Source organism: Cellulomonas sp. P2_F12, assembly GCF_056403775.1.
Genome location: NZ_JBFUEV010000002.1, coordinates 521,267 through 546,538, shown reverse-complemented (window position 1 = coordinate 546,538; position 25,272 = coordinate 521,267). Strand labels below are relative to the sequence as shown.

At 74.7% G+C, this 25,272-nt stretch carries 22 protein-coding genes; 13 read left to right on the top strand and 9 right to left on the bottom strand.

The window, feature by feature from the left end; genetic code table 11:
- Positions 1-118: 118 nt before the first annotated feature.
- A complete protein-coding gene (locus AC1DWH_RS07320) occupies positions 119-703 on the bottom strand; it encodes a protein-L-isoaspartate O-methyltransferase family protein (protein WP_477093098.1) in 585 nt (194 codons plus the stop codon).
- Between the two features lie 43 nt (positions 704-746).
- Between AC1DWH_RS07320 and AC1DWH_RS07315 the strand changes: the two genes are divergently transcribed.
- Positions 747-2,435, top strand: coding sequence for an FAD-dependent oxidoreductase (locus AC1DWH_RS07315; protein WP_477093097.1), 1,689 nt, complete (start codon positions 747-749; stop codon positions 2,433-2,435).
- On the opposite strand, the gene AC1DWH_RS07310 is transcribed toward AC1DWH_RS07315, so the two are convergent.
- On the bottom strand, positions 2,432-2,776 hold the full coding sequence (locus tag AC1DWH_RS07310) for a hypothetical protein (protein WP_477093096.1): 345 nt from the start codon (positions 2,774-2,776) through the stop codon (positions 2,432-2,434). The two genes, AC1DWH_RS07315 and AC1DWH_RS07310, sit on opposite strands and share 4 nt — an antisense overlap.
- Before the next feature lie 129 nt (positions 2,777-2,905).
- On the opposite strand from AC1DWH_RS07310, the gene AC1DWH_RS07305 reads away from it, so the two are divergent.
- From AC1DWH_RS07305 to AC1DWH_RS07280, 6 genes are all read left to right on the top strand, one after another.
- Positions 2,906-4,108 (top strand): M15 family metallopeptidase, encoded by a 1,203-nt coding sequence (locus tag AC1DWH_RS07305; protein WP_477093095.1) that lies wholly within the window; start codon positions 2,906-2,908, stop codon positions 4,106-4,108.
- A gap of 90 nt (positions 4,109-4,198) precedes the next feature.
- Positions 4,199-5,359, top strand: a complete 1,161-nt coding sequence (locus AC1DWH_RS07300) for an AAA family ATPase (RefSeq protein WP_477093094.1) — start codon at positions 4,199-4,201, stop codon at positions 5,357-5,359.
- A 65-nt stretch (positions 5,360-5,424) separates the two neighbouring features.
- Positions 5,425-5,862 carry an OsmC family peroxiredoxin gene (locus AC1DWH_RS07295; RefSeq protein WP_477093093.1) on the top strand — a complete coding sequence of 146 codons (438 nt, stop codon included), beginning with the start codon at positions 5,425-5,427 and terminating at the stop codon, positions 5,860-5,862.
- A gap of 185 nt (positions 5,863-6,047) precedes the next feature.
- Positions 6,048-9,044, top strand: coding sequence for an FAD-binding and (Fe-S)-binding domain-containing protein (locus AC1DWH_RS07290; protein WP_477093092.1), 2,997 nt, complete (start codon positions 6,048-6,050; stop codon positions 9,042-9,044).
- 25 nt (positions 9,045-9,069) lie between these two features.
- Positions 9,070-9,366, top strand: a complete 297-nt coding sequence (locus AC1DWH_RS07285) for an MTH1187 family thiamine-binding protein (protein ID WP_456847118.1) — start codon at positions 9,070-9,072, stop codon at positions 9,364-9,366.
- Between the two features lie 173 nt (positions 9,367-9,539).
- Positions 9,540-10,907: a hypothetical protein gene (locus AC1DWH_RS07280; protein ID WP_477093091.1), complete on the top strand. Its 1,368-nt coding sequence runs from the start codon at positions 9,540-9,542 to the stop codon at positions 10,905-10,907.
- A gap of 6 nt (positions 10,908-10,913) precedes the next feature.
- On the opposite strand, the gene AC1DWH_RS07275 is transcribed toward AC1DWH_RS07280, so the two are convergent.
- Both AC1DWH_RS07275 and AC1DWH_RS07270 read right to left on the bottom strand, forming a co-directional pair.
- The gene (locus tag AC1DWH_RS07275) at positions 10,914-11,885 is read right to left on the bottom strand and encodes an alpha/beta hydrolase (RefSeq protein WP_477093090.1); all 972 of its coding nucleotides are present in this window, start codon (positions 11,883-11,885) and stop codon (positions 10,914-10,916) included.
- Positions 11,882-12,841, bottom strand: a complete 960-nt coding sequence (locus tag AC1DWH_RS07270) for a zinc-binding dehydrogenase (protein WP_477093089.1) — start codon at positions 12,839-12,841, stop codon at positions 11,882-11,884. The genes AC1DWH_RS07275 and AC1DWH_RS07270 overlap by 4 nt, the downstream gene beginning before the upstream one ends.
- Positions 12,842-12,886: 45 nt before the next feature.
- Here AC1DWH_RS07270 and AC1DWH_RS07265 point away from each other — a divergent pair, with 45 nt between their 5' ends.
- Positions 12,887-13,573, top strand: a complete 687-nt coding sequence (locus AC1DWH_RS07265) for a DUF5995 family protein (RefSeq protein WP_456846742.1) — start codon at positions 12,887-12,889, stop codon at positions 13,571-13,573.
- Between the two features lie 34 nt (positions 13,574-13,607).
- Positions 13,608-14,429, top strand: coding sequence for a MerR family transcriptional regulator (locus tag AC1DWH_RS07260; RefSeq protein WP_477093088.1), 822 nt, complete (start codon positions 13,608-13,610; stop codon positions 14,427-14,429).
- Positions 14,430-14,439: 10 nt separating this feature from the next.
- Here the strand turns inward: AC1DWH_RS07260 and AC1DWH_RS07255 are convergent, their stop codons facing one another.
- The 3 genes from AC1DWH_RS07255 to AC1DWH_RS07245 are packed head-to-tail and all read right to left on the bottom strand — an operon-like array spanning position 14,440 to position 17,809.
- Positions 14,440-15,147, bottom strand: a complete 708-nt coding sequence (locus AC1DWH_RS07255; protein WP_477093087.1) for a maleylpyruvate isomerase N-terminal domain-containing protein — start codon at positions 15,145-15,147, stop codon at positions 14,440-14,442.
- A gap of 55 nt (positions 15,148-15,202) precedes the next feature.
- Positions 15,203-16,483, bottom strand: a complete 1,281-nt coding sequence (gene metX / locus AC1DWH_RS07250) for a homoserine O-acetyltransferase MetX (protein ID WP_477093086.1) — start codon at positions 16,481-16,483, stop codon at positions 15,203-15,205.
- Between the two features lie 6 nt (positions 16,484-16,489).
- On the bottom strand, positions 16,490-17,809 hold the full coding sequence (locus AC1DWH_RS07245) for a bifunctional o-acetylhomoserine/o-acetylserine sulfhydrylase (RefSeq protein WP_477093085.1): 1,320 nt from the start codon (positions 17,807-17,809) through the stop codon (positions 16,490-16,492).
- A gap of 490 nt (positions 17,810-18,299) precedes the next feature.
- On the opposite strand from AC1DWH_RS07245, the gene AC1DWH_RS07240 reads away from it, so the two are divergent.
- Positions 18,300-19,724 (top strand): C40 family peptidase, encoded by a 1,425-nt coding sequence (locus tag AC1DWH_RS07240; protein WP_477093084.1) that lies wholly within the window; start codon positions 18,300-18,302, stop codon positions 19,722-19,724.
- Positions 19,725-19,849: 125 nt separating this feature from the next.
- Here the strand turns inward: AC1DWH_RS07240 and AC1DWH_RS07235 are convergent, their stop codons facing one another.
- Together AC1DWH_RS07235 and AC1DWH_RS07230 are read right to left on the bottom strand one after the other, a co-directional pair.
- Entirely contained in the window at positions 19,850-20,806 is a 957-nt protein-coding gene (locus AC1DWH_RS07235; RefSeq protein WP_477093083.1) for a hypothetical protein, read from the bottom strand.
- 316 nt (positions 20,807-21,122) lie between these two features.
- Entirely contained in the window at positions 21,123-21,620 is a 498-nt protein-coding gene (locus tag AC1DWH_RS07230; RefSeq protein ID WP_370502331.1) for an inorganic diphosphatase, read from the bottom strand.
- A gap of 167 nt (positions 21,621-21,787) precedes the next feature.
- Here AC1DWH_RS07230 and AC1DWH_RS07225 point away from each other — a divergent pair, with 167 nt between their 5' ends.
- From AC1DWH_RS07225 to tilS, 3 genes are read left to right on the top strand one after another with little or no spacing between them, the layout of a single operon-like run.
- Entirely contained in the window at positions 21,788-23,200 is a 1,413-nt protein-coding gene (locus AC1DWH_RS07225; protein WP_477093228.1) for a D-alanyl-D-alanine carboxypeptidase/D-alanyl-D-alanine-endopeptidase, read from the top strand.
- A 9-nt stretch (positions 23,201-23,209) separates the two neighbouring features.
- Positions 23,210-24,262: a zinc-dependent metalloprotease gene (locus tag AC1DWH_RS07220; protein WP_477093082.1), complete on the top strand. Its 1,053-nt coding sequence runs from the start codon at positions 23,210-23,212 to the stop codon at positions 24,260-24,262.
- A complete protein-coding gene (gene tilS, locus AC1DWH_RS07215; protein WP_477093081.1) occupies positions 24,259-25,254 on the top strand; it encodes a tRNA lysidine(34) synthetase TilS in 996 nt (331 codons plus the stop codon). Before AC1DWH_RS07220 ends, tilS begins: the two co-directional genes overlap by 4 nt.
- Positions 25,255-25,272 lie beyond the last annotated feature (18 nt).

The following is a 25,272-nucleotide window of genomic DNA, read 5'->3' as shown; positions in this document are numbered from 1 at the left end:
CGGACGCGGAGTGACGGTAGTCACAGGCCCGCGCACGCCCGGTGCACGTTACTGGCAGGTACGGCTTTCGTCACCTTCTGGCGAAATGATCGTTTCGTACTTGTGATCTGCGGAGCGCTCAGCGCAGGGGCACGAAGGCGTACGAGCCGTGCGTGCTGATCTGCGTCCGGCCGCCCGTGCGGACCACGAGATGCATGGTCGAGCGGACCGGGATCACCATCCGCGCGTCCTCGCCCAGCTGGTCCACCAGCGCGTCCGGCAGCTCCTTCGGTGCCGCAGAGACGAGGATCCGGTCCCAGCCGCCGTCGACCGCCCGGCCCGGCGCACCCGGGGTCGCGGGCTCGATCGAGGCCCACGGCATCGCGCAGCGCTCCACGTTCGCGGCGCCCCAGACAGCCAGCGACGGCTCGAGCTCGAGGCCCAGGACGACGCCGGTGGGCCCCACCAGCCGGGCGAGGAGCGCCGTCGTCCAGCCCGAGCCCGCCCCGACATCGAGGACCCGCGCCCCGACCGGCACCTCGAGCAGCCGCAGCATGGCCGCCACGGTGCTGGGCTGCGAGCTCGTCTGGCCGTTCCAGAGCGGGAGCGGGTGGTCCTCGCCGGCGCGGGCGCGCTGCTCGGGCGGCAGGAACCGCTCGCGGGCGAGCTCGCGCATCGCGTCGGCCACGTCGGCGGCGCGTCCCGGGTCTGCACCCCCGCGCATGAGGTCGAGCCTACGATCGGCGCACGATCTCGAGGAGGAGCGCATGGCCGAGTACGACGTCGTGGTCGTCGGCTCCGGGTTCGGCGGGTCGGTGGCGGCCCTGCGGCTCGTCGAGAAGGGGTACCGCGTCCTGGTGCTCGAGGCCGGGCGCCGGTTCACCGACCAGACCCTCCCGCGCACCTCGTGGGACGTCAGCCGGTTCCTGTGGGCGCCGCGGCTCGGCTGGCTCGGGATCCAGCGCATCCACGTGCTGCCCGACGTGGTCGTGCTCGCCGGCGCGGGGGTCGGCGGCGGCTCGCTCGTGTACGCGAACACCCTCTACCGCCCGACGTCGGACGCCTTCTACGAGGACCCGCAGTGGGCGGGCATCACGGACTGGCGTGCCGAGCTGGCGCCGTTCTACGACCAGGCGAGCCGCATGCTCGGCGTCGTCGACAACCCGACCTGCACGCCCGCGGACGACGTCGTGCGCCGGGCGGCCGACGACCTCGGCGTCGGCGGCTCGTTCCGGCTCGCGCCCGTCGGCGTGGTCTTCGGGACGCCGGGCGCCCGCGTGCCGGACCCGTTCTTCGGCGGCGCCGGGCCCGAGCGACGCGGCTGCCTGGAGTGCGGCGAGTGCATGACGGGCTGTCGGCACGGCGCCAAGAACACGTTGCCGACGAACTACCTCTACCTCGCGGAGCGGGCCGGCGCGCGGGTGGTCGCGCAGACCACGGTGACGTCGATCCGACCTCGCGGGCACGAGTGGGAGGTCAGGACCACCGGCACCGGCCGACGCGGGGGCGACCGGACCGTCACGGCCGGGCAGGTGGTCGTCGCCGCCGGCACCTGGGGCACGCAGGAGCTGCTGCACCGGATGAAGGCGGACGGCACGCTGCCCGGGCTCTCGGACCGGCTGGGCGCGCTCACCCGCACCAACAGCGAGTCCCTGGGCGGAGCGGCGACCCGCTGGCGCGGCTGGCGTCGCCGGCCCGACATGACCCGGGGCGTCGCCATCACGTCGTCGGTCTACCTCGACGACCGCACCCACCTCGAGCCGGTGCGGTACGGGCGGGGGTCGAACCTCATGGGCCTGCTCAGCACGGTGCTGACCGACGGCGGAGGCCGGGTGCCGCGTCCCCTGCGCTGGCTGGGGAACGTCGTGCGGCACCCGGGTCAGGTCGCGTCGCTGCTGCTGGGCCTGGGCAGCTGGTCGCAGCGCACGGTCATCGGGCTCGTGATGCAGACGGGCGGGGCGTCGATCACCGTGCGGCCGCGCCGGACGTGGCGCGGGAGGGTCCGGCTGACGTCGACTCCCGGCGGGGGGGAGCCGAACCCGACGTGGATCCCGGCGGCCAACGCGGCGTACCGGCGGATGGCGGCGCACCTCGGCGGCTTCGCGGCGAGCAGCCTGGGCGAGGTCGCGGACGTGCCGATGACGGCCCACTTCCTGGGTGGCTGCACGATCGGCTCGTCGGCCGCGACCGGCGTCGTCGACCCCTACCACCGGGTGCACGGCTACCCCGGCCTGCACGTGGTGGACGGCTCGACCGTCTCGGCCAACCTCGGCGTGAACCCGTCGCTGACCATCACCGCGCAGGCCGAGCGGGCCTTCGCGCTGTGGCCCAACGCGGGGGAGCCGGACCCGCGGCCGGCGCTCGGGGAGCCCTACGTGCGGCTGCGCCCGGTGCGTCCGGTCCGGCCGGCCGTTCCGGCGTCGGCTCCTGGGGCCTTGCGGCTGACGGTGCTCTAGCGGGTCTGCTGCGCCGTCGCGATGACGGAGACCACGGGGATCATGCCGGTGCGGGGGACGTCGGCCGCCGAGGGGTCCGGGACGAACTTCGGCTTGCGGCCCGGGCGGCCGCGCTCGCGGCGCATCTCGATGCCCTCGAGGGTCGTCGCGCGCCAGACCGCACCGCCGTTGAGCCGGCCGTCCGGCTGCGGCAGCCACGGCACCTTGCGGGACAGCCAGACGCGGATGGTCGCGTGCTCCACGCCCAGCCGGTCGGCCAGCCGGGCGATGTCGTAGAGGTCGTCGAGGCCGCGCACCGGGGTGGCATCGGACGCGTCAGGGGTGGGTGGTTCGGGGAGCACGGCGGAATCGTAACCGTCAGAAGCCTATGAATTGTGTGACGGTCCCGTGACGAGATCCACACGAGATCTCCCCCGCCCTCAGGCCTCAAGTGTCCTGGACGACCGTCCGAAGAACTTAACGTGTTACGCGTGAGTAACAAGATTCCGTCTCGAGGTCGGCCCACCGGTGGCCGGCACGCTGCGCCGCGCCCTGCGCCGGCGCGCGCCGCCGCCCACCCGGCCCGCCTCGCACAGGGTGCCGTTGTCGCGGCGCTCGCCGTGAGCATGTGCGCCGTCGTCGCCGCCTCGGCCAACGCCGACGACCGTGGGAGCGCCTTCGTCGCGGCCCCGACGGTGAGCTCGGACGCCCAGGTGGCGAAGGCCCGGGCCGGCGCGGTCGACGTCGCCACCGACGCCGTCCAGGTCGCCCACACGGTCCAGGCCGAGGCCTCGGCCGCGGCCGTCGACGCGGCCCAGCTCGCCGCCCTGCAGGCCGCGACCACCCACCTCGACGAGCTGCTCGCCGCCGCGACCGCCGACGACACGACCGTCGACCGCGGCGCAGCCACCTCGCGCTCCGCCGACCGCGTGGAGCCCACCGCCGCCCCCACCGACGCGGCGGCGACGGCGACCCCGTCGGCCAGCCCCACGCCCGACGCGACTGTCGACCCGGCGACGGTCTTCGAGACCACCCCCGCCCCGACGCCGGTGCCGACGATCCCGCCGACCACGGGCAAGGAGGACGCGACGACGTCCGAGCTGCGCGAGGCCGTCGCCACGGTCGCCACCCTCACCACGACGGTCCGGCAGAGCGCCGACGCCAAGAAGGCCGCCGACGCCGCCGCCGCCCAGGCCGCCGCGCAGGCCCAGGCCGACGCCGCCGCGGCGGCCCAGGCGCAGGCGCAGGCCGAGGCCGACAAGGCCGCCCAGCGTGCCGCGTGGAAGCAGTCGCTGCTCGGGTACGCCAACGGCCGGATCCCCGACTCCGCGCTCTGCGGCGTCAGCTTCGACGCCTCGGTGCGGCTGCGCTGCGACGCCGCCGAGCAGCTCGAGGTGCTCAACACCGCCTACAAGGCCCAGTTCGGCACCGACCTCGAGGTCAACGACTCCTACCGGTCGTACGCCGGGCAGGTCCAGTGCAAGCGCACCAAGGGCTACCTGTGCGCGACCCCCGGCACCTCCAACCACGGCAGCGGCATCGCCGTGGACCTGGGTGGCGGCATCGACTCGTTCGGCACGGCCCAGCACCGGTGGATGGACGCCAACGCGCCCGGCCTGGAGTGGGTGCACCCCTCGTGGGCCGAGCGCGGCGGCAGCAAGCCCGAGGCGTGGCACTGGGAGTACGCGGGCTGATCGTCGGGCGTGCCTCGCGACAGCGAACTGCCTGATCTTCGCCCCGCGAGCACGGACCGGACATCGCGCCGCGGCCCTACGATCGGGCGCATGAGCACCTCGGCCGAGCCGGGGCGGACCTGGCCCCTGGTGGGCCGTGCCGCCGAGCTCGACGACCTCGACAACCTGCTGTCGACCGCGGCCGACGGGGTCGGCGTGACGGTGCTCCTCGAGGGCGAGGCGGGCGTCGGAAAGACGAGCCTCGTCGACGCCATCCGCGGCTCCGCCAGGCTGCTCGACGTGGAGCTGCGCACCGCGCGGGCGTCGGCCATGCGCGCCTGGCCGTTCGCGCTGCTGGCCGACGCGCTGATCCAGGGGGCCGGCCGGAGCGCCGGCCGCGGCCCGGTCGAGACCGAGCTCGCCGACCTGCTGGACGCGATGTACGCCGACCCCTCGCACTCGGTCGCCCGGTACGACCGCGCCGCCGAGCTGTTCGCGGCCCTGCTGCGGCGGCGCGGTGACTCGCGGCCGTGGGCCCTGGTGCTCGAGGACGTGCACGAGGCCGACGCCGCCTCCCTCGAGGTCCTGCTGCAGCTCGCGCACGAGGGGGCCGTGCCCCGGGCCCTGGTGGTGCTCACCATGCGACCCGTGCCGTACCGGCCCGAGCTCGCGGAGGTGGTCGCCGCGTGGACCCGCGCCGGTGCCCAGTACCTCGAGCTGCGGCCGCTGAACGCCCGCGCCACCATCGAGCTGGCGGAGAACCTCGTCGGCGGACCCGTCGGGCCCTCGCTGCGGGGCACCCTCGCGACGACGGGCGGCAACCCCCGGCTCGTCGCCGACGTCGTCCGGACCGCCCGGTCGGCCGGCGCCCTGGTCAACGCCGACGGCGTGCTCGACTCTACGGGCGTGCTGTGGCTGACGCCGCTCGACGAGGTGGTCCGGCGCCGGGTCGAGTACCTCGGTCCCGAGGTCCTCACCCTGCTCGGGCAGGCGTCCGTGCTGGGCACCTCGTTCGTCATCGCGGACCTGGCCACGCTGTCCGGCGATCCCGTGGCGGACTGCTGGCGCACGCTGCGGCACGGGTTGGCCGCCGGCGTGGTGCGGGCGCGCGGCGACCGGCTCGTGTTCGGGCACGACCTCGTGCGCGGCGCGCTGTACAACGGGCTCGAGCCCGACCAGCGGCGTGCCCTGCACGCGCGGGCGGCCTGGGCGCTTCGGCAGGCCGGTGCGCCGTCGCAGATCGTCTCCGGGCACCTCGAGCGCGCGCGCTGACCCGGGCTGCTGCTTACCGTGGGTGAGCGGGCCCTCGCCCGCGCCACCCGGCCCCAAGGAGCACCATGCCCACGCGCACCTCACGCACCGCCTGGAACGGCACCCTGCAGGAAGGCAGCGGCCAGGTCGAGCTGACCAGCTCCGGCGTCGCGACGTTCGACGTCTCCTTCCCCAAGCGCACCGCCGACGCCGCCGACGGCACGACGAGCCCCGAGGAGCTCATCGCCGCGGCGCACTCGTCCTGCTTCGCCATGCAGCTGTCCGGCGTCATCGCCGCGGCGGGCGGCACCCCGATCGCGCTCGAGGTCAGCGCCGACGTGACCCTGCGCCCCGACCCCGCCGGCGGCCTGCGCATCTCGGGCATCGTCCTGACCGTCCGCGGCGAGGTCGACGGGCTCGACGCCGGCGGCTTCGCCAAGGCCGCCGAGACCGCCAAGGCCACGTGCCCGGTGAGCAAGGCCCTGACCGGCACGGACATCACGCTGAACGCCTCGCTGGCGTAGCCCGCTCCCGCCCCGAACGTCCGCACTCGATCGGCCCCTGACCCTCTCGAGTGCGGACGTCCCGATGCTGGATGACGTTGCGTCCGCACTCGGTCGGCCTCCAGCCCCCACGAGTGCGGACGTCGCGGGTTCCACGCCTCGGTGACGTGTGCGGCGGATCGGGTCGCCGATGCGAGACTGCCCCCGTGGTGGCCGTGACCGAGACCCTGGCGGGGGATCCGCACCGACCCGACAGCGCCGACGTCGCAGCGGCGCTGCGGTCCGCGCTGCGCGGGGTCGTCGACGACAGCACGCGGCGCCGGGCCGAGTACTCGACCGACGCGTCCAACTACCGGGTGGTCCCGCAGGTCGTGGCGTTCCCGCGGGACACCGACGACGTGCTCGCGGCGCTCGAGGTGACGCGCTCGTTGGGCGTGCCGCTGACCGCTCGCGGCGGCGGCACCTCCGTTGCCGGCAACGCGGTCGGCACGGGCGTGGTGCTGGACTTCTCGCGGCACGTCAACCGGATCCTCGACATCGACCCCACCGCACGGACCGCCCGCGTCGAGCCCGGCGTGGTGATGGCGAGCCTGCAGAAGGCCGCCGCCCCGCACGGCCTGCGGTTCGGCCCGGACCCGTCCACGCAGGCGCGCGCGACGCTCGGCGGGATGATCGGCAACAACGCCTGCGGCCCCCGCGCGGTCGCCTACGGGCGGACCGCCGACAACGTGCTGGCGCTCGACGTGGTCGACGGGACCGGCAGGCGGTTCGAGGCCCGGTCGGGTGCGGGTGCGCTCGACGTCGTGCCGGGTCTCGACGCCCTCGTCCGCGGCAACCTCGACATCCTCCGGACCGAGCTGGGTCGCTTCGGTCGGCAGGTCTCCGGCTACTCGCTCGAGCACCTGCTGCCGGAGAAGGGCACCGACCTGGCCAAGGCGCTGGTCGGCACCGAGGGGACGATCGCCACGCTGCTCGGCGCGACCGTCCGGCTGGTCCCGATCGCCGCGGCGCCGGTGCTCGTCGTGCTCGGCTACCAGGACATGCCCACGGCCGCCGACGCCGTCCCCGCGCTGCTCGCGCACGCGCCGCTGGCCATCGAGGGCATGGACTCGCGGCTGGTCGACGTGGTCCGCCGCGTCCGGGGCGCCGCCGCCGTGCCGCCGCTGCCCGCGGGGGGCGGCTGGCTCATGGTCGAGGTCGGCGGAGACACGCTCGACGAGGCTCAGGACCGGGCGCGCGCGCTCGCGTCCGACGCGCGCACAGACGCCGTCGGCCTCTTCCCGCCCGGGCCCGAGGCCGCCGCGATGTGGCGGATCCGGGAGGACGGCGCCGGGCTCGGGGGGCGGACCCCGTCGGGCGAGCAGGCGTGGCCCGGGTTCGAGGACTCCGCGGTCCCGCCCGAGCGGCTCGGGGCGTACCTGCGCGAGCTCGAGGCGCTCATGGCGTCGCACGGCGTCGACGGCCTGGCCTACGGGCACTTCGGCGACGGCTGCGTGCACCTGCGGCTCGACATCCCGCTCGAGCGGTCCGGCAACCCGCTGCGCGCGTTCATGACGGACGCCGCGGCCCTCGTCGCGACCCACGGCGGCTCCCTGTCGGGGGAGCACGGCGACGGCCGCGCTCGCTCGGAGCTGCTGCCGGTCATGTACTCGGAGCAGGCGATCGACCTGTTCGGGGCCTTCAAGGACCTGCTCGACCCGCACGACATGCTCAACCCCGGCGTGCTGGTCCGGCCCCGCCCGCTCGACGCCGACCTGCGTCGCCCGTGGGCCCGGCCGCTGCTGGCGGACGGCCACGGGTTCTCGTTCGCGCACGACGCCGGCGACCTCACCACGGCCCTGCACCGCTGCGTCGGCGTCGGCAAGTGCCGGGCCGACAGCACCGCGACGGGCGGGTTCATGTGCCCGTCGTACCTGGCGACGAAGGACGAGAAGGACTCGACCCGCGGCCGCGCGCGCGTGCTCCAGGAGATGGCGAACGGCACCCTGGTCACCGGGGGCTGGGGCTCGCCCGAGGTGCACGACTCCCTCGACCTCTGCCTGTCGTGCAAGGCGTGCTCGTCGGACTGCCCCGCGGGCGTCGACATGGCTCAGTACAAGTCGGAGATCCTGCACCGTACATATCGCGGGAAGCTGCGTCCGACCTCGCACTACGCGCTCGGCTGGCTGCCCCGCTGGGCCCGGCTGATCACCGGGATCCCCGGTCTCGCGGCGCTGACCAACGCCGTGCTGGGCGTCCGGCCGATTGCGAAGGTGGTGCTCGCCGGCGGCGGCATGGACACCCGCCGCCAGATGGTCACGTTCGCGCGGCAGCCGTTCCGGGCCTGGGTCCGCGGGGAGGGTCGGGACGCGGTGACGCTGACCGGCCGCGACGACGGCGACGTCCGGCCGAGCGAGCGCCCCGGCCACCAGTTCCTCGGGCGCACCGGGAAGGGCACCGGGAGCTCCGCGGGGAAGCGGCCCCGGGTGGTGCTGTGGACCGACTCGTTCTCCGACACCCTGTCGCCCTCCGTGGCGCGGGCGGCCGTCGCGGTGCTCACCGACGCCGGCTACGAGGTGCTCGTCCCGCAGGACGACGCGTGCTGCGGCCTGACCTGGATCAGCACCGGCCAGCTCGACGGCGCGAAGAGGCAGCTCACGCACCTGCTCGGCGTGCTGGGGCCGTTCGCGGTCAACGGCATCCCCATCGTCGGCCTCGAGCCGTCCTGCACGGCGGTGCTGCGCTCGGACCTCCTGGACCTGCTCCCCGATGACCCGCGCGCGGTGGCCGTGGCCCGCGAGACCCGGACGCTCGCGGAGCTGCTCACGGCGCCCGCGCCGATCGGCCCCGGCGACCGCTGGCAGGTGCCGGACCTGTCCGACGTCACGGCAGTCGTGCAGCCGCACTGCCACCACCACTCGGTGATGACGTGGACGGCAGACCGCCGCCTGCTCACCGACGCGGGTGCGCAGTTCTCGGCGCTGGCCGGCTGCTGCGGGCTGGCCGGGAACTTCGGCATGGAGAAGGGCCACTACGACGTGTCGGTCGCCGTGGCCGAGAACGCGCTGCTCCCGGCCCTGCGCGACGCCGCCCCCGGGGACGTCTACCTGGCCGACGGGTTCTCCTGCCGCACGCAGGCCGACCAGCTCGCGGGCGTGCAGGGGGTCCACCTGGCGGAGCTGCTCGCCGCCCACCTTCCGGCGCGGACGTCGGTGGACACGTAGGCCCGAGCGGACCAGGCTGGGCGGCATGCTCGTCGCCTTCTCCGTCGCCCCGCTCGGTGCGGGCGAGTCCGTGACCGCGGCCGTCGCCGATGCCGTGCGCATCGTCCGCGAGTCCGGGCTCCCCCACCGCACCGACTCGATGTTCACGACGATCGAGGGGGAGTGGGACGAGGTCATGGACGTGGTGAAGCGGGCCACCGAAGCGGTCGGGCGGCACGGCAACCGGGTCAGCCTGGTGCTCAAGGCCGACATCCGCCCCGGGCACGTCGGAGAGCTCACGGGCAAGGTCGCACGGGTCGAGGCCGCGCTCACGAACGAGTGACGAACGTGACGTTCCGGACGTCGGGCCCCGGGGCATCCGGGTGATGTGACCGATCTCCTGCGACGCGTTCCGACGGACGGGCTGACGGCCCCAGCGCGCTGTGGGACAGTGTGGTCGCGAGCGCGCCGGACGGGTGCGTGGACGCCCGACAGGTACGCGGAAGGCCAGGACAGATGCCCATCTTCGAGCTCGACGAGGGCCGGCCCCGCCTCGTCCAGCCGATGCAGCCGCTGACCGGATCCTTCGCCCAGGAGTGCGCGTCGCTGCTGACCCACCACCTCGCCGCCATCGCCGGCGAGCCCCTCTTCGCGGTCCGTTCCCGCACCGGCGCGCCGGACCACGCGGACCTGCCCGAGCTGCTGGCGCTGGACGCCACCGGCCGCGCGGTAGTCGTCGCCGTGGTCCAGGTGGTCGACGACGACGCGGTCATCGCGGCCCTGCGGCACGCGGGTGCGGCGTCGCGGATGACGACGACCGACCTGGCCCGGGCCTACCACCCGGACCCCAGCCGCTTCGCGGTCGACTTCGCGGCGTTCCGCGAGCAGGCCGCCTACGGCACGCAGACCAACCGGCGCGAGGGCGTGCGGCTGGTGCTGCTGTGCTCGGAGGTCGCCGCCGAGGCGGGCGACACCCTCGGCTTCCTGCGCGGGCCCGGCCGGCACGTGGACGTGCTGCAGGTCGGTGTCGTGCGGGGTGTCGACGACCGACGCCTGCTGGACGTCTCGCCGCTCGCCACGCACGAGGGCGCGCGCCGGTCCGTCGAGCCGACGGCCCTGCGGCTGGTCCGCTCGAGCGAGGGCTTCACGGCGAACGTGCCGTACGAGCCGCGGGTGACGCCCGGGACCCCCGGCGGCGGCGCACGCAAGCCGGCGTCGGGCGAGCTGCGCGCCGTCACCGCCCCGCCCGAGAACCCCGGCCCGCCCGCCCCGACGCCGCTGCGCGTGCCCGAGCCGGTCGCCGTGGACCAGCCGAGCGCCACCGCGACCGTCCAGGAGGCGCCGACGACCCTGACCCCCGTCGTCGGCCTCCGGTTCGGTGCCGACCAGGTGGTGCCGCGCGAGCCGCAGGCGGACGACGACGAGGTGGCCGGCCCGCGCCCGTTCCTTCCGCTGTCCGCGCCGCTGCCGGTCTCCTCGAGCTTCCCGACGCCGTCGGTGGACCCGGCGCCCCCGGAGCACGTGCCGGCGCACGCCGCCCCGACGCTGCCCGTCCCCCCGCAGACGACCGAGGAGATCGCCCCGGTCCCGGACGAGCAGTCGGACGACGGCCTGAGCGCGATCCCCGAGCTGGCGACCCTGGCGAAGAGCCGCCGCGCGATCACGACCCTGGTCTGGGTCCGCGCCCGCCGCGGTCAGCGACTGGTCGCCATGCTCCGCACGGACGGCCTGCTCGAGCTCCCCACGGGCGAGCTGTTCGCGGACCCGGACGACGCGGCGTCGGCGGCCGTGGCGGCCGAGAACCCGGTCGACGGGTGGCGCGCGTGGCGGCTGGGCGAGGGCGGTCCGACGCTGGCCGAGGCCACGGGCGTCCTGCGTCCCTGACGCCGGTCAGCCCCAGCCGTACGCGGCGGTCCAGCGGTCGATCTCCGCGTAGAACCGCGCCCGGACGGGCTTCGGGGACAGCGCGAGGTCGTGCAGCCCGTCCCGGATCCGCACGACGGTGACGTTGGTGCCCAGCTGCACGGCCCGTCGCGCCAGCAGCTCGACGTCGAGCACGACGTCCGCGTGCCGCATGTCCTCGCTCCAGCGCGGGCTGATCACGGTCCGGCTGGAGGCCAGCATGAGGATCGGCTGCTCGACGGACAGGCCGCGGGCCACCCGGCCGTGCCCGGCCATGATCGCCTGGAGCCACCCGGCCCGGACGGGGAACGACGGCGTCGGCCGCCACCGGGCGTCGTAGGTCCACTCGCCGCCGCTGGAGCTGCTCAGGGTGCGGGCGTAGTAGCCGGGGTCGATGTTGGGCAGCGGCGCCTTCGGCTGGAACCGGGCGATCCGCGCGACGGCGGGCGCGCTGATGTGCCGCAGCGCGGACGACCCCTGCAGCTCGAGCCACGGGCTGTTGAGCACCAGCCCGCTGAGCTCGCCCGGGTACCGGTGGGCCCACAGCGCCGCGACGAGGCCGCCGGTCGAGTGGCCCATGACCATGACCCGGGCGCGCACCCCGAGGTCGGCGCGGATCACGCCGAGCGACGCCTCGATCTCCTCGTCGTAGACCTCGAGGTCGTCGGTGTACCCGGGGGTCTGGCCGGGGCGCAGGCTGCGGCCGTACTTGCGCAGGTCGAGGGCGTAGAACGCGGCGCCTCGGGCGTGCCAGTGCTCCGCGAGCTCGGTCTGGAAGAAGTAGTCCGACCACCCGTGGATGTACAAGATCGCGCGCGAGGGGCGCAGCGGCTCGGGCGTCGTCGGCGAGTACCGGACCAGGCTCGCGACGACCTCGCCCTCGTCGTCGGGCCGGAGCGTGAGCGTCCGGACGCGGTAGTCGGGGCCGAGGACGTCCTGCTCCCAGTCGTCGGCGGTCAAGGCTCGAGCACGATCTTGCCGAACTGGTCGCCGTCCGCCAGGCGCCGCACCGCGTCCCGGGCGTCGGCGAGCGCGAACGTCGAGTCGACCAGGGGGCGCACGCCCGTGCGGGCCAGGAACGCGAGCAGGTGCTGCAGGTCGTCGCGCGTCCCCATCGTCGTGCCGACGACGCTGATCTCCTGGAAGAAGATCCGGGTGAGCTCGGCCGGCTCGGCGTCCCCGCTGGTGGCGCCGGCCACGACGATCGTGCCGCCGGGTCGCACCGAGCGCACCGAGTGGGACCACGTGGCCTTGCCGACGCTCTCGAGCACCACGTCGACGCGCGGCACCCGGGCTCCGCTCTCGACGGCCGAGGCGGCGCCCAGCGACAGGGCCCGGTCCCGGCGCTCGGGCGACCGGCTGGTGACGATGACCTCGAGCCCGGCGGCGGCGCCGAGCATGATCGCGGCCGTCGCCAGCCCGCCGCCGGCACCCTGCACCAGCACCCGCTGGCCGGGTGTCGCCCCGCCGGACCGGAAGAGCATCCGGTAGGCGGTGAGCCAGGCGGTGGGCAGGCAGGCCGCCTCGACGAAGCTCAGGGCGGCGGGCTTGTCGACGAGGTTCCACGTGGGCACGGCGACCTGCTCGGCGAGCGTGCCGGGGTACCGCTCCGACAGGAGGCTGCGGGGCTCGTCGGCACCCACGCCGTGCCCGGACGCACCGCCGATGACGCCGTGCACCACGACCTCGCGCCCGTCGGCGGTCACCCCGGCCGCGTCGGTGCCCAGGATCATCGGCAGCTGCTCGGCCCGGATGCCGATGCCCCGCAGGGTCCAGACGTCGTGGTGGTTCAGGGCCGCCGCGCGGACGTCGACGACCGACCAGCCGTCGCGCTCCTGCGGCGCCGGCCGCTCGCCCACCTCGAGGCCGCTGACGGGGTCGTCGGACGAGAACCGGGCGGCGTAGGCGGCGATCACCGGCCCAACGTATCCGGCGGGAGCCGGTGATGTGATGCTGGGCGCGTGACCTCCAGCGCCGTCATCGAGAACGTCGTCGCCGAGATGGACCGGGTGCGCGCGGGATGGCCGCCGCACGACGGGCTCGGGGTGTTCCTCGACGTGTACCGGCAGGTCACCGCGCTCGTCGCCACCAAGGTCACCGACCGCACGTTCGCCGACCACGCGTTCGTCGAGGACCTCGACGTGCTGTTCGCCGGCCTGTTCCTCGACGTGCCGCGGGACCTCGCGGCGCACCGGCCCGTGTCGAAGGCGTGGGAGCCGCTGGTCGAGCGCCGCGCGACGAAGGGCGTGCTGCCGATCCAGTTCGCGCTCGCCGGGATGAACGCGCACATCAACCACGACCTCGCGCTGGCCGTCGTCGCCACCTGCCGAGCCCGCCGCACCAGCCCGGAGCACGGGTCGGTCCACGCCGACTTCGAGAAGGTCAACGCGGTGCTGGCCGAGGTGGTCCGGCCGATCCGGCGGTCGTTCCTCGACGCCGAGGTGGTCCGCCTCGGCTCGCCCGCGTCCCCTCTGGCGGACCTGGTCTCGAGCTTCTCGATCGACAAGGCGCGCGACGCCGCGTGGGTCTCCGCGCTGACCCTCTGGCACCTGCGCGACGTCCCGTTCCTCGCCGATGCGGCCCGCGAGACCCTCGCCCGCACGGTCGGGCTGGTCAGCCGCCAGCTGCTCACGGTCGTGGAGCCTTGAGCTTCCCCCGCGGCAAGGTCCTAGGTTCACGGTCATGGACGACGACGGCCTGCTCACGGTCGGTCAGCTGGCCCGCCGGGTCGGCCTGACCACCAAGGCGCTGCGCCACTACGACCGCATCGGGCTGCTCGCGCCCGCGGCGGTCGACCCCGCGACCGGGTACCGGCTCTACAGCCCGGACCAGGTCGACACCGCTCGGCTGGTGCAGGTGCTGCGGTCGGTCGACGTGCCGCTGGAGCAGGTGCGCGCCTGCCTGGCGGACGTCTCGGTCGTCCCGCAGGTGCTGGCCCAGCACCGGCGTCGCCTCCAGGCCCGCCTGGACCGGGTCCGGGGCGAGATCCACCGGACCGACCACCTTCTCGAGGACGGAGCACCGATGACGGACGTGCAGGACCTGACGACGACGACCGACGAGCGACAGATCGCGGTCGACCTGTTCAACGGCGTGTGGCGGCTCATGGAGACCGAGGACCGCACCGCCGCCGACGACGACCGGATGGTGCACATGGCGCACGCGTCCCGCTACCACTGGGGGCAGGTGGGCACGCCGGCCAACCTGAGCCGCGGGGAGTGGCAGGTGTCCCGCGTGTACTGCGTGCTCGGCCGCGCGGAGCCGGCGCTGCACCACGCCCGACGGGGGCTCGAGATCTGCCAGGAGAACGGGATCGGCGACTGGGACCTCGCGTTCGCCTACGAGTCGCTCGCGCGCGCCAGCGCCGTCGCCGGGGACAAGGACCAGGCCCGGTCCTGGACCGAGCAGGCCCTCGCCGCGGCGGAGGACATCGCCGAGGCCGAGGACCGCGAGCTGCTGCTGTCCGACCTGGAGTCGATCCCCGGGCAGCCGCGGTTCTGGTGACGGCGGGTCGCTAGAGGATCGGCAGCATGCGGCCGAGGTCCGGGACCGCGTCCGAGGTGTAGCGCGGGTGGAGCGCCGCCGCCAGGACGTCGACGTCGTACGGCTGCCGGCCGGCGGCGAGGCGCACCCACGTGCGGGCGTCGGCGATCTCGAGGCTCCACCCGCCGCGGGCGACGACGATCTCCAGCAGCGCGTCGGCCACGAGCGCCAGCGCGCCCAGGTCGACCGGGTCCGGGCCGGACGGCACCGACCGGGCCAGGTCGTCGGCGTGCACGACCAGCTCGAGGACCCGGGACACCGCCATGGTGCTGAGCAGCACCGGACCGCGACGGGCCTGCACGACCAGGTCGTCGGGACCTAGCTCGTCGAGACGCGCGAAGGCCGCCCGAGCGCGCGCGTCGACCTCGGCGAGCGGGTCGTGCGCGATCTCGACGGCGAGGTTCCGCGTGGTCTCGGCGATGTCCGCCGCCCGCCCCGCGTACGTGCCGACGTACTCGCCGAGCGACAGCGGCACCGTGCCGTCCTCCAGCGGGACGCAGACGGCCAGCGCCTCCATGGCCCGGCCCAGGTGCGCGACCAGCTCCGAGACCGTCCAGCCGTCGAGCACCGACGGGTCGTCGGCGACGTCGTCGTCCACCACCTGCTCGACCCATGCCCGCAGGCGGTCCCACTGGCCGTGCAGGGCGGTGCGGGCGTCGGCGAGCTCTCCGGAGGGCATGGCAGTCATCGTGCCGCAACCGTCAGCGCGTCGCGCTGTGCTTCAGCGCTGCGCTTCAGCGCCCTGCGCCGCCCAGCTCCAGGAACTCGCGCACGTACGCCCCGACCAGGTCCTCCTCGATGAGGAAGCCGTCGTGGCCGTAGTCGGAGTGGATCGTGTGCAGCGACGCCCCGGGGATGCCGGCGGCGATCCGCTCGGACTGCGCGGGCGGGAACAGCCGGTCCGAGTCGACCGCGACGACCAGCGCCCGGGCGGTGATCGACCCGAGGGCCTCCGCCACCCCGCCGCGGTCGCGACCGAGGTCGTGCGTGATCATCGTGCGCGTGAGGATCACGTAGGTGTTGGCGTCGAACCGGCGGGCGAGCTTGTCGCCGTGGTGGTCGAGGTAGGACTGCACCGCGAACCGGCCGCCCTCGAGCGGCTCCTCGCCGCCCTGCGGGATGCGGCCGAACCGCAGGTCCAGCTCGAGCGGGCTGCGGTAGGTCTGGTGCGCGATCTGCCGGGCGAGGCCCAGGCCCACGTGCGGACCCTCGCCGTCGGGGGCGTCGTAGTAGTCGCCGTCGCGGTAGTTCGGGTCGGCGCGGACGGCGGCCAGCTGGGTGTGGAAGCCCGCGATCTGGTCGCCCGACGTTTGCGCGGCGGTCGCGATCGCGGCGATGGCCTCGACCCGCTCCGGCGTGGACGCGGCCCACTCGAGCACGCGCAGCCCGCCCAGCGACGCGCCGATGACCAGCGCCCACGAGTCGATGCCGAGCAGGTCGGACAGCCGGACCTCGGCGGCGACCTGGTCGCGGACGGTCAGCAGCGGGAAGCGGCTGCCCCACGGACGGCCGTCGGGAGCGGGCGAGGAGGGGCCCGTCGAGCCCTGGCAGCCACCGAGGACGTTCGGGGCGACGACGAACCAGCGGTCGGTGTCGATGGGGGCGCCGGGCCCGACCATCGACTGCCACCACCCGGCGGTCGGGTGCCCCTCGCCGGCCTCGCCGGTGACGTGCGAGTCGCCGGTCAGCGCGTGCAGGACCAGGACCGCGTTGCTGCCGTCCTCGTTGAGCTCGCCCCACGTCTCGTACGCCAGGCGCACCGCCGGCAGCCGCCCGCCGGACTCGAGCTTGAGCGGCCCGAGGTCGGCGAACTGCCGACGCCCGACGGGGTCGCCGTCGCGCCAGGCCGAGCTCGCACGGATGGCCGGGCGCCCGGTCTCGGGCGTGCGGCCGGCCAGCGTCCGGGGTCGGGCGGGGGAGAGCTTGAGGTCGGGCACGTGCTTCCCTTCGGGGTGCGCCGCCGAGCCGCCGGCACCCGCACGGGGTCCCGACGGTCTCGGCGGCGTGGTACTCATGCTCGGTCAGGCACCCTTCGCGGCGCGGAAGCCGGCGTCCAGGTCAGCCAGGATGTCATCGATGTGCTCGATGCCGACAGCCAGGCGGACCAGGCCGGGCGTGACGCCGGACAGGGCCTGCTCCTCGGGGGTCAGCTGGCTGTGCGTCGTCGATGCCGGGTGGATGACCAGCGAGCGGACGTCCCCGATGTTCGCGACGTTGGAGTGCAGCTCGAGCGCGGAGACGAACGCCTGACCGGCCTCCGTGCCGCCCTCGAGCTCGAACGCCAGCACCGCACCCGCGCCGCGCGGCGCGTACTTGAGCTGGGCGTCGTGCCAGGGGCTCGACTCCAGCCCGGCGTAGTGCACGCGCAGCACGTCGTCGCGGGCCTCGAGCCAGGCGGCCACCTTCGCGGCGTTCTCCACGTGCCGCTCGACCCGCAGCGACAGCGTCTCGATGCCCTGCGCGATGAGGAACGCGTTGAACGGCGAGAGCGCGGGTCCGAGGTCGCGCAGCAGCTGCACGCGCGCCTTGAGGATGAACGACAGGTTCACGCCGAAGATCCCGCCGACGCCCAGGTCCCGCGCGAACACCAGGCCGTTGTAGGACGGGTCCGGGGTGTTGTAGTTGGGGAACCGCTCCGGGTGCTGGGCGAAGTCGAACGTTCCGCCGTCGACGATCACGCCGCCGATCGCCGAGCCGTGCCCGCCCAAGTACTTGGTCGCCGAGTGCACGACGATGTCCGCGCCCCACTGCAGCGGGTTGATCAGGTACGGCGTGGCCACGGTGTTGTCGACGATGAGCGGGACGCCCGACTCGTGCGCGACGCCGGCCACCAGCTCGATGTCGAGGATGTCGGACTTCGGGTTCGGGATCGTCTCCGCGAAGAACAGCTTGGTGTTCGGGCGGACCGCGTCCTTCCACGACTGCGCGTCGTGCGGGTCGGTGACGAACGTGGTCTCGATGCCGAGCTTGGGCAGCGTGTAGTGCAGCAGGTTGTACGTGCCGCCGTAGAGCGACGGGCTGGCGACGATGTGGTCGCCCGCCTCGGCGATGTTGAGGATCGCCAGCGTCTCGGCCGCCTGGCCGGACGCGACGAGCAGCGCGCCGACGCCGCCCTCCAGGCTCGCGATGCGGTTCTCGACGACCTCCTGGGTGGGGTTGCCGATGCGTGTGTAGATCGGGCCCAGCTCGGCGAGCGCGAAGCGCTTGGCGGCCGTGGCGGCGTCCGGGAAGACGAAGGAGGTCGTCTGGTAGATCGGCAGCGCACGGGCGCCGGTGGTCGGGTCGGGCTCCTGCCCGGCGTGGATCTGGCGGGTCTCGAAGCTCCAGCTCTCGTTGCTCATGGTCGTGCTCCTCAGCGGTCTGTACGGGGGTCAGGATCCGCGGGGCGTCTCGGGCAGCCGACGACCGTCCCGCGGATGGGGGGCGAGGGCGCACGGGTCGAGCCATGGCTCGGGCGGGTCACAGGGCCGTCGGGAACCGGACGGCGACCTGCCCGCGGGCACAGCCGAGCGTGCGCTGGGTCAGCGACACATTCGGCGGGACATGGAGCGAGAGTAGACAGAGCCGTCCGGTCGGCGATACGCACGTCTCATCAGTTGGACCTCCTCTAGTCCAGCGACGCCGATGCGGACTCTCTCGTGAGGGCCGTCCAGACGCTCCGGCGTGGCGAACGGGTGATCCGTCCCGGATCCTGTCCGGTTCCTCCCAAACCACACGCGTGTGACTCGTGTGACTGGTGTGACTGGTGTTCCCTCCTGGGGTTTGCACAGGTAGCGTCCTTCGAGGACGGCCGCCGGTGGCCGGTCGGCGACGTCGGGGGAGGACGTACTGGTGAGGCAGCGCAGGACGAACGGCAACGCCCGTCGGGTCTCCCGGGGCCTCGTCGCCGGTGCGCTCGTCGCCACCCTGCTCGCCGCCGGCGCCTCGAGCGCCCTGGCCGACCCGACGCCCCCGTCGCAGCAGGACGTCGACCAGGCGAAGGGCGCGGTCAAGAGCGCCGAGCGCTCGGTCGCCTCGATGGAGGTCCGGCTCGCGCAGCTCAGCGCGCAGACCGACGCCGCGGACCTCAAGGTCCAGCAGGCCGGCGAGACCTACACGCAGGCGCTCTCGGACGCGGACGCCGCGCAGCAGAACTGGGACGACTCGGTCGCACGCTCGAAGGACGCCGACGGCAAGGCCGAGGATGCCCGCCGCCAGCTCGTCGCCATCGCCCGCGAGGTCGCCCGCTCCGGCGGCTCCAACGACCTCCTGCAGGCCGTCCTCTCGGCCGACGGGTTCCAGGACGTCGCCCGCCGCACCACCGCCCTCGAGCAGATCAGCGGCAAGGCGGACCAGGCCGTCCAGCAGTACCGGGCCACCCAGCTCGTCGCCACCACGCTGGCCGCCCGGGCCGCCGACGACGCCGCGCAGGCCAAGGCCGCCAAGGCCGCCGCCGCCGACGCCCTCGCCGCGGCCGAGCAGGCGCAGACCGACGCCCAGACCGCACAGACGGCGGCCACCGCCGAGCGCGACAGCCTGATCACCTCGCTCGCCGCGGCCCGCCAGACCAGCGAGGACGTCGAGCGCCAGCGCCAGGACTTTCTCGACCAGCAGCGTCGCGACCGTGAGGACGCCGCCGCCAAGGCCGCCGCCCTGCGACCCCCGCCCGCCGCCGTCGCACCTCCGGCCACGACGACGGCACCGCCCGCGTCCACGGGCGGCGGCACCACGACCGCCCCGCCGACGACCACCGCGCCGCCCACGACGACGGCCCCGCCGACGACGACGGCCCCGCCCGCGACCACCACGCCGCCGGCCACGACGACCCCTCCGCCCGCGACGACCGCCCCGCCGACCGCTCCCGCGCCCCCGAAGTACGGGCTCGGCACCGGCACGTCGCGCGGCTCGGCCGGCGGTGGCGAGGCCGCCCTGGCGTGGGCCAAGACCAAGATCGGCCTCCCGTACATCTGGGGCGGCGTCGGCCCCGCGGGCTACGACTGCTCGGGCCTGACCATGAGCTCCTGGCGCACCGCCGGCGTCAACCTCGCCCGCACCACGCGCGACCAGTACAAGCAGGTCCTGAAGATCAGCTACAACGACCTGCGCCCGGGCGACCTCGTCTTCTGGTCCACCGACCCCAACAACGCGGACGCGATCTACCACGTGGCCCTCTGGGCGGGGAACGGCCAGATCATGGAGGCGTCCAAGCCGGGCGACCCCCTGCGAGTCACCTCGATGCGCTGGGGCAGCACGATGCCCTACGCCGGCCGCCCGTAACCCCCGCTGCCATCCCGCAGCCCGCCGCGCCGCCCGACGCCCACCGCCGCACCGCCTCTCGCTATGTCCGCAGATTCGGTCGCTGGGGCGCTCGATCTTGCGGACGTTCGGGCTCGGGTTGTCGGCTACCTCCAGCCCGACTGGCGCAGTGCGCGTTCGACCACGTCGAGATGACGATCAGGGTCGAGTCGAAGGCCGAGGCTCGGCACGCGAAGGACGATCTCGCCGCCGAGCGCGATCTCGTTGTGCCGGAGGCTGTCGTCGATCCACCGATCCACGCGGAGGTGCCCGACGCCGTCGATCTCGACGATGACTCGCCATCGTCGCCAACGCACGTCGAGGTACGACCGCCCGACGGCCGATGTGACGACGTCCTGGCGATCGGGCTCGGGCAGCCCGCGCCGACGGCACATCGCCGCGAAGTCCAGCTCGTTCAGAGAGCGCACGCCGTCGGAGACGTCGAGCAGCACTGTCCGCAGGAGCCCTCGTCGCTTGTCACGGCGGACCCGGTCCACAACGTCGGCCAGCGCGTCCGGGCTGGTCAGCCGTTGTTGGACCGGCGCGATGAGAAGCAGTGCTGCCTCTCGATCCGTTCGAGCCCAGAGCGCGGCCTGGACGGTGGCCACATCGGGCCTCGCGCGCGGCAGCCCGTTCCCGAGGATGTCGTCGTCGCGCCAGCGTCGGGTCTCATGGAGCCGGATACCCGACGCCGTGGCCCGCGGGTGGGACGACTTGGGTGCGCAGACATGGATGAGGCCGTCGCCGCCGAGCCCCTCCAGTCCGGCCGCCTGGAGCGCGGTCAGCCCCCCGAGTGCCGCGCGCGGCTGAACCTCGGCGCTCGCCTGAGGGGCGCACTCGAGCACGGCGAGCCACCAGTCGGGCCGTTCGTCGGCTCGGGGTGGCCGCACGACAAGGCTGCGCCGGCCGGCGGCGAGCCACCGCGACGCGTCGATCTCCGCGCGCAGGTGGGAGGGCGTCACGCCCAGATCGAGCACCTGTGATCGGGCAACCAGGCCGGCCTGTCGGGCCGCGAGCTCGAGCACCGCGGACCGTCGGCGGTCGCGATCAGGCGTGGACGGCATCGGTGAAGCGTTGCGTGTGCACGCGCCGACGAGGCCGGTCCGACCCGCTCGGTGGACGGAGCGTCGGCAGCCCGGACCTGTGGGCGCCTCGCGCGACATCGGCCGCGAACGGCCTCCGCGGGGCCCCAAAACGCAGCGCGGATGAACGAACAACGTCCGCACATTCGAGCGTCGGGACAGCCGACTCTGCGGACGCAACGAGGGTGAACGCGCAACGTCCGCACATTCAGGCGTGGGGACGCTCGAATGTGCGGACGTTGCGGGAAAACTGGAACGGCGGAAAGGCAGGAAGGGCTAGACAGCTGCCCCGCAGGCCTCAGTGCGCGTAGTAGTTCGTGTCGATGGCGCGCTGGCGGCTGCGTTCGATCTCCGCCTCGGCCTCGGAGCGGCCCGTCCAGTGGGCGCCCTCCACCGACTTGCCGGGCTCCAGGTCCTTGTACACCTCGAAGAAGTGCTGGATCTCGAGGCGGTGGAAGTCGGACACGTCGTCGATGTCCTGGCGCCAGGCGGCGCGCTGGTCGCCGGTGGGGACGCACAGCACCTTGTCGTCGCCGCCGGCCTCGTCGCGCATGCGGAACATGCCCAGCGCCCGGCAGCGGATGAGGCAGCCGGGGAACGTCGGCTCCTCGAGCAGCACCAGCGCGTCCAGCGGGTCGCCGTCCTCACCGAGGGTGCCCTCGATGAAGCCGTAGTCGTCGGGGTACCGCGTCGAGGTGAACAGCATCCGGTCGAGGCGGATGCGCCCCGTGGCGTGGTCCACCTCGTACTTGTTGCGCTGGCCCTTCGGGATCTCGATCGTGACGTCGAACTCCACAGCTCTCCTCCGGCCCACGTCCGCGCCCGGGGATTCGGTACCGGCGGTCGCGCGACACTCGTCGTCGTGCGGCGCGCCGGTGTGTCAGGGGCGCCCTTGTCTCGGACAGTAGTCTGACGCACCGCGGGACGGGGCGTCCCACCAGGGATCGAGCGGGGCGGGTGACGATGACCACAGCGGCGAGGGTCGTCGGCACGAGCGTGCTCGTCCTCGTGCTGGCCGGTGCCGCGTACGTGACGGCCGACGCGTACGACGTGGTCCCGGGCATGGTGACCCTCGAGGACGCCCCCGCGGAGCCGCTCCCGTTCCCGACGGCACCGGGTGCCGTCGAGCCGGCGACGACCGTCCCGGCGCTCACCGATCTCGACCCGCAGGCGCCCCTGCCCGCGGACCCGACGGTGCAGGCGCTCGTCGACGGGCTCGTCCAGGACCCGCGCATGGGCGCGAGCGTCGGCGTGGTCGTCGCGGACCAGCTGACGGGCGACGTGATCGCGGGGCACCTGCCGGAGCAGGGGCGGACGCCGGCGTCCACGGCCAAGCTGGTGACGGCCATCGCGTCGCTGGACACCCTCGGCCCGGACGTCACGCTGCCGACGAGCGTCGTGCGCGGGTCCGGCAACAGCATCGTGCTCGTCGGGGGCGGGGACATGATGCTGGCGGCGGGCGCGGGCGACCCGAACGCCGTCGAGGGCCACGCGGGGCTGGCGGACCTGGCGGCGCAGGTGGCCAAGGCGCTGCAGCTCGAGGGCGTGACCACGGTGAGCCTCGGGTTCGACGACTACCTCTTCACCGGCCCGGCGCTGAGCCCCACGTGGAACCCGGCGGACATCGCCGCGGGGTTCGTCGCCCCGGTCACGGCGCTGGCGGTCGACACGGCGAAGATCAAGCCGGGCGAGTACCCCCCGCGCTACCCGGACCCGTCGCTGGCGGCGGCGAAGACGTTCGCGCAGCGGCTGACGGAGGCGGGGATCGCGGTCGACGGTGCGCCGCACCGCACGGAGAAGCCGGGGGACGGGCGCGAGATCGGGGTCGTGCAGTCGGCGACGCTCGACGGGATCGTGCACCACTTCCTCGACACGTCCGACAACACGATCACCGAGGTGGTCAGCCGGCTGGTCGCCATCCACGAGGGCCTGCCGCCCAGCTTCGAGGGCGGCGCGACGGCCGTGCTGCACGCGGTGGCGGTCGAGGGCATCGACACGGACGGCGCGCACCTGGTCGACGCGTCGGGCCTCGGCGCGGGCTCGGTCCTGCCCCCGGACCTGCTGCTCGGGCTGCTGCGGCTGGCCACGGACCCCGCCCACGGGGTGCTGCGGGACGTCGCGACGGGCATGCCGATCGCGGGCCTGACGGGCACGCTGAGCGACCGGTACACGCAGTCGAGCGCCCGGGGGTTGGTGCGCGCCAAGACGGGCAGCCTCCCGCACGTGACGGCGCTCGCGGGGACGGTGCTGGACGCGGACGCCCGCCAGCTGGTGTTCGTCGTGCTGGCCGATGCGACGCCCGACGGCGGGCAGTGGGGTCCCCGCGCGGCCATCGACTCGTTCGTCACGACGCTGTCCGGGTGCGGCTGCGGTTAGCGTGACCGGGTGGACACCCCCGAAGGCCCCGTCGACTGGGAGCTCGCCGCCCGCATCGCGGGCCGGCTGGCCGCCCCCGGGCCGACGGCCGACCGCGAGACGCTGACCGCGCTCGTCGACGAGCTCCGCGACGCCGCCGGGCGCGCGGCCCAGCACGCGAGCGCGATCACGGGTCTGGTGGCCGCCGACGGCACGCCGCCGGCGCAGGTGTCGCAGGTGGTCGTCGTCGACCGCGCGCGCTGGGCGCAGGCCAACGCGGAGGTCTTCGCCGCGATGACGGGGCCGCTCGCCGTGGAGACGTCGAGCTCCGCCTCCCGCGCGGCGGCCGCGGTGCAGGTGGGCAGCGTCCTCGCGCTGCTGTCCGGCAAGGTGCTCGGCCAGTTCGACCCGTTCACGTCCCGCGACGGCCGGGGCCGGCTGCTGCTCGTCGCCCCCAACGTCCTCCACCACGAGCGCCGGCTGCGGGTGGACGCCTCCGACTTCCGCCTCTGGGTGGCGCTGCACGAGCAGACCCACGCGCTGCAGTTCGCGGCCGCCCCGTGGCTGGCGGACCACCTGCGCAGCCGCGCGGCCGAGCTGATGGGCGACCTGGCGGCGGACAGGTCCGTGGTGCCGCGGGTGGGCGAGCTGGTGCAGGCGGTGACGCGCGCGATGGCCGGGGGTGCCGACGAGGGCGCCGGCGTGCTGGACCTGCTCTCGGACCGTCAGCGGGAGGTGTTCGAGGAGGTCGGGGCCGTGATGGCGCTGCTCGAGGGGCACGCCGACGTGGCGATGGACGAGGTCGGCCCGCGGGTGGTGCCGAGCGTCCGCAAGATCCGCAAGGCGTTCGAGGCCCGGCGCGACGAGGCGGCGAAGGCCCGCGGCCTCGACCGCGTGCTGCGTCGGATGCTCGGCCTGGACACCAAGCTCGCGCAGTACCGCGACGGCGCCGCGTTCGTGCGGGCCGTGCGCAAGGACGTCGGCCGCGACGGGCTCAACGCCGTCTGGACGTCGGCGGACCGCCTGCCGCTCCCGCAGGAGATCGCCGACCCCCGCGCGTGGGTGCGTCGGGTCCACGGATGACCGGTCCTGCCCCTGCGGTCGCCGCGGTGCGCTCGGCCGTCGCCACGTCCGTCGCCGACCTGCCGGAGGGTGCGCTCGTGCTGGTCGCCTGCTCGGGCGGCCCGGACTCCCTCGCGCTCGCGGCCGGGGCGGCTTTCGTGGCCCAACGCTCGACACGCGCGGGACGCCCGTGGCAGGCCGCGGCGGTCGTCGTCGACCACGGCCTCCAGGCCGGCTCGGAGCAGGTTGCCGACGAGGCCGCGGCGGCCTGCCGGACGCTCGGCCTGGACGCGTCCGTCGTCCGGGTCGAGGTCGACGGCCGGGGCGAGGCCGCCGCGCGCGCGGCCCGGTACGCGGCGCTCGAGCGGGTGGCCGACGAGCGCGGGGCGGCGGCGGTGCTGCTGGGCCACACGCTCGACGACCAGGCCGAGACGGTGCTGCTGGGCCTGGCGCGCGGCTCGGGCGCGCGGGCGCTGGCGGGGATGCCGGAACGGCGCGACCGGTTCCGGCGCCCGCTCCTCGCCCTGCGCCGCGCGGACACCCTCGGCGTCTGCGAGGCCCTGGGGCTGCGTCCGTGGCAGGACCCGACCAACGACCACGAGCACGCCGACGCCGCCCTGCGCAGCCGGGTCCGCGGCGAGGTGCTGCCGACGCTCGAGCGCGTGCTCGGGCCGGGAGTCGCGCAGGCCCTGGCGCGCACGGCGGCGCAGCTGCGCGACGACGCGGACCTGCTGGACGCGCTGGCGGCCGAGCTGCTGCAGGCCGCGGGCACGCAGGACGGGCTCGACGTCGACGTCCTCGCGGGTGCCCCGGCCGCCCTGAGGACGCGCGCCCTGCGGGCCGCCGCGATCGCCGCCGGCAGCCCCGCGGGCGCGCTGCACCGCGCGCACGTCCTGGCGGTCGACGCCCTGGTCACGGACTGGCACGGGCAGGGTGCGGTCGCCCTGCCGGGTGGGGTAGCGGCTCGCCGGGCGTGTGGCAGGCTTGCTCTGGGCCCGGCCCCCGCGTCGTAGCGGGAGCCAGCCGGGTAC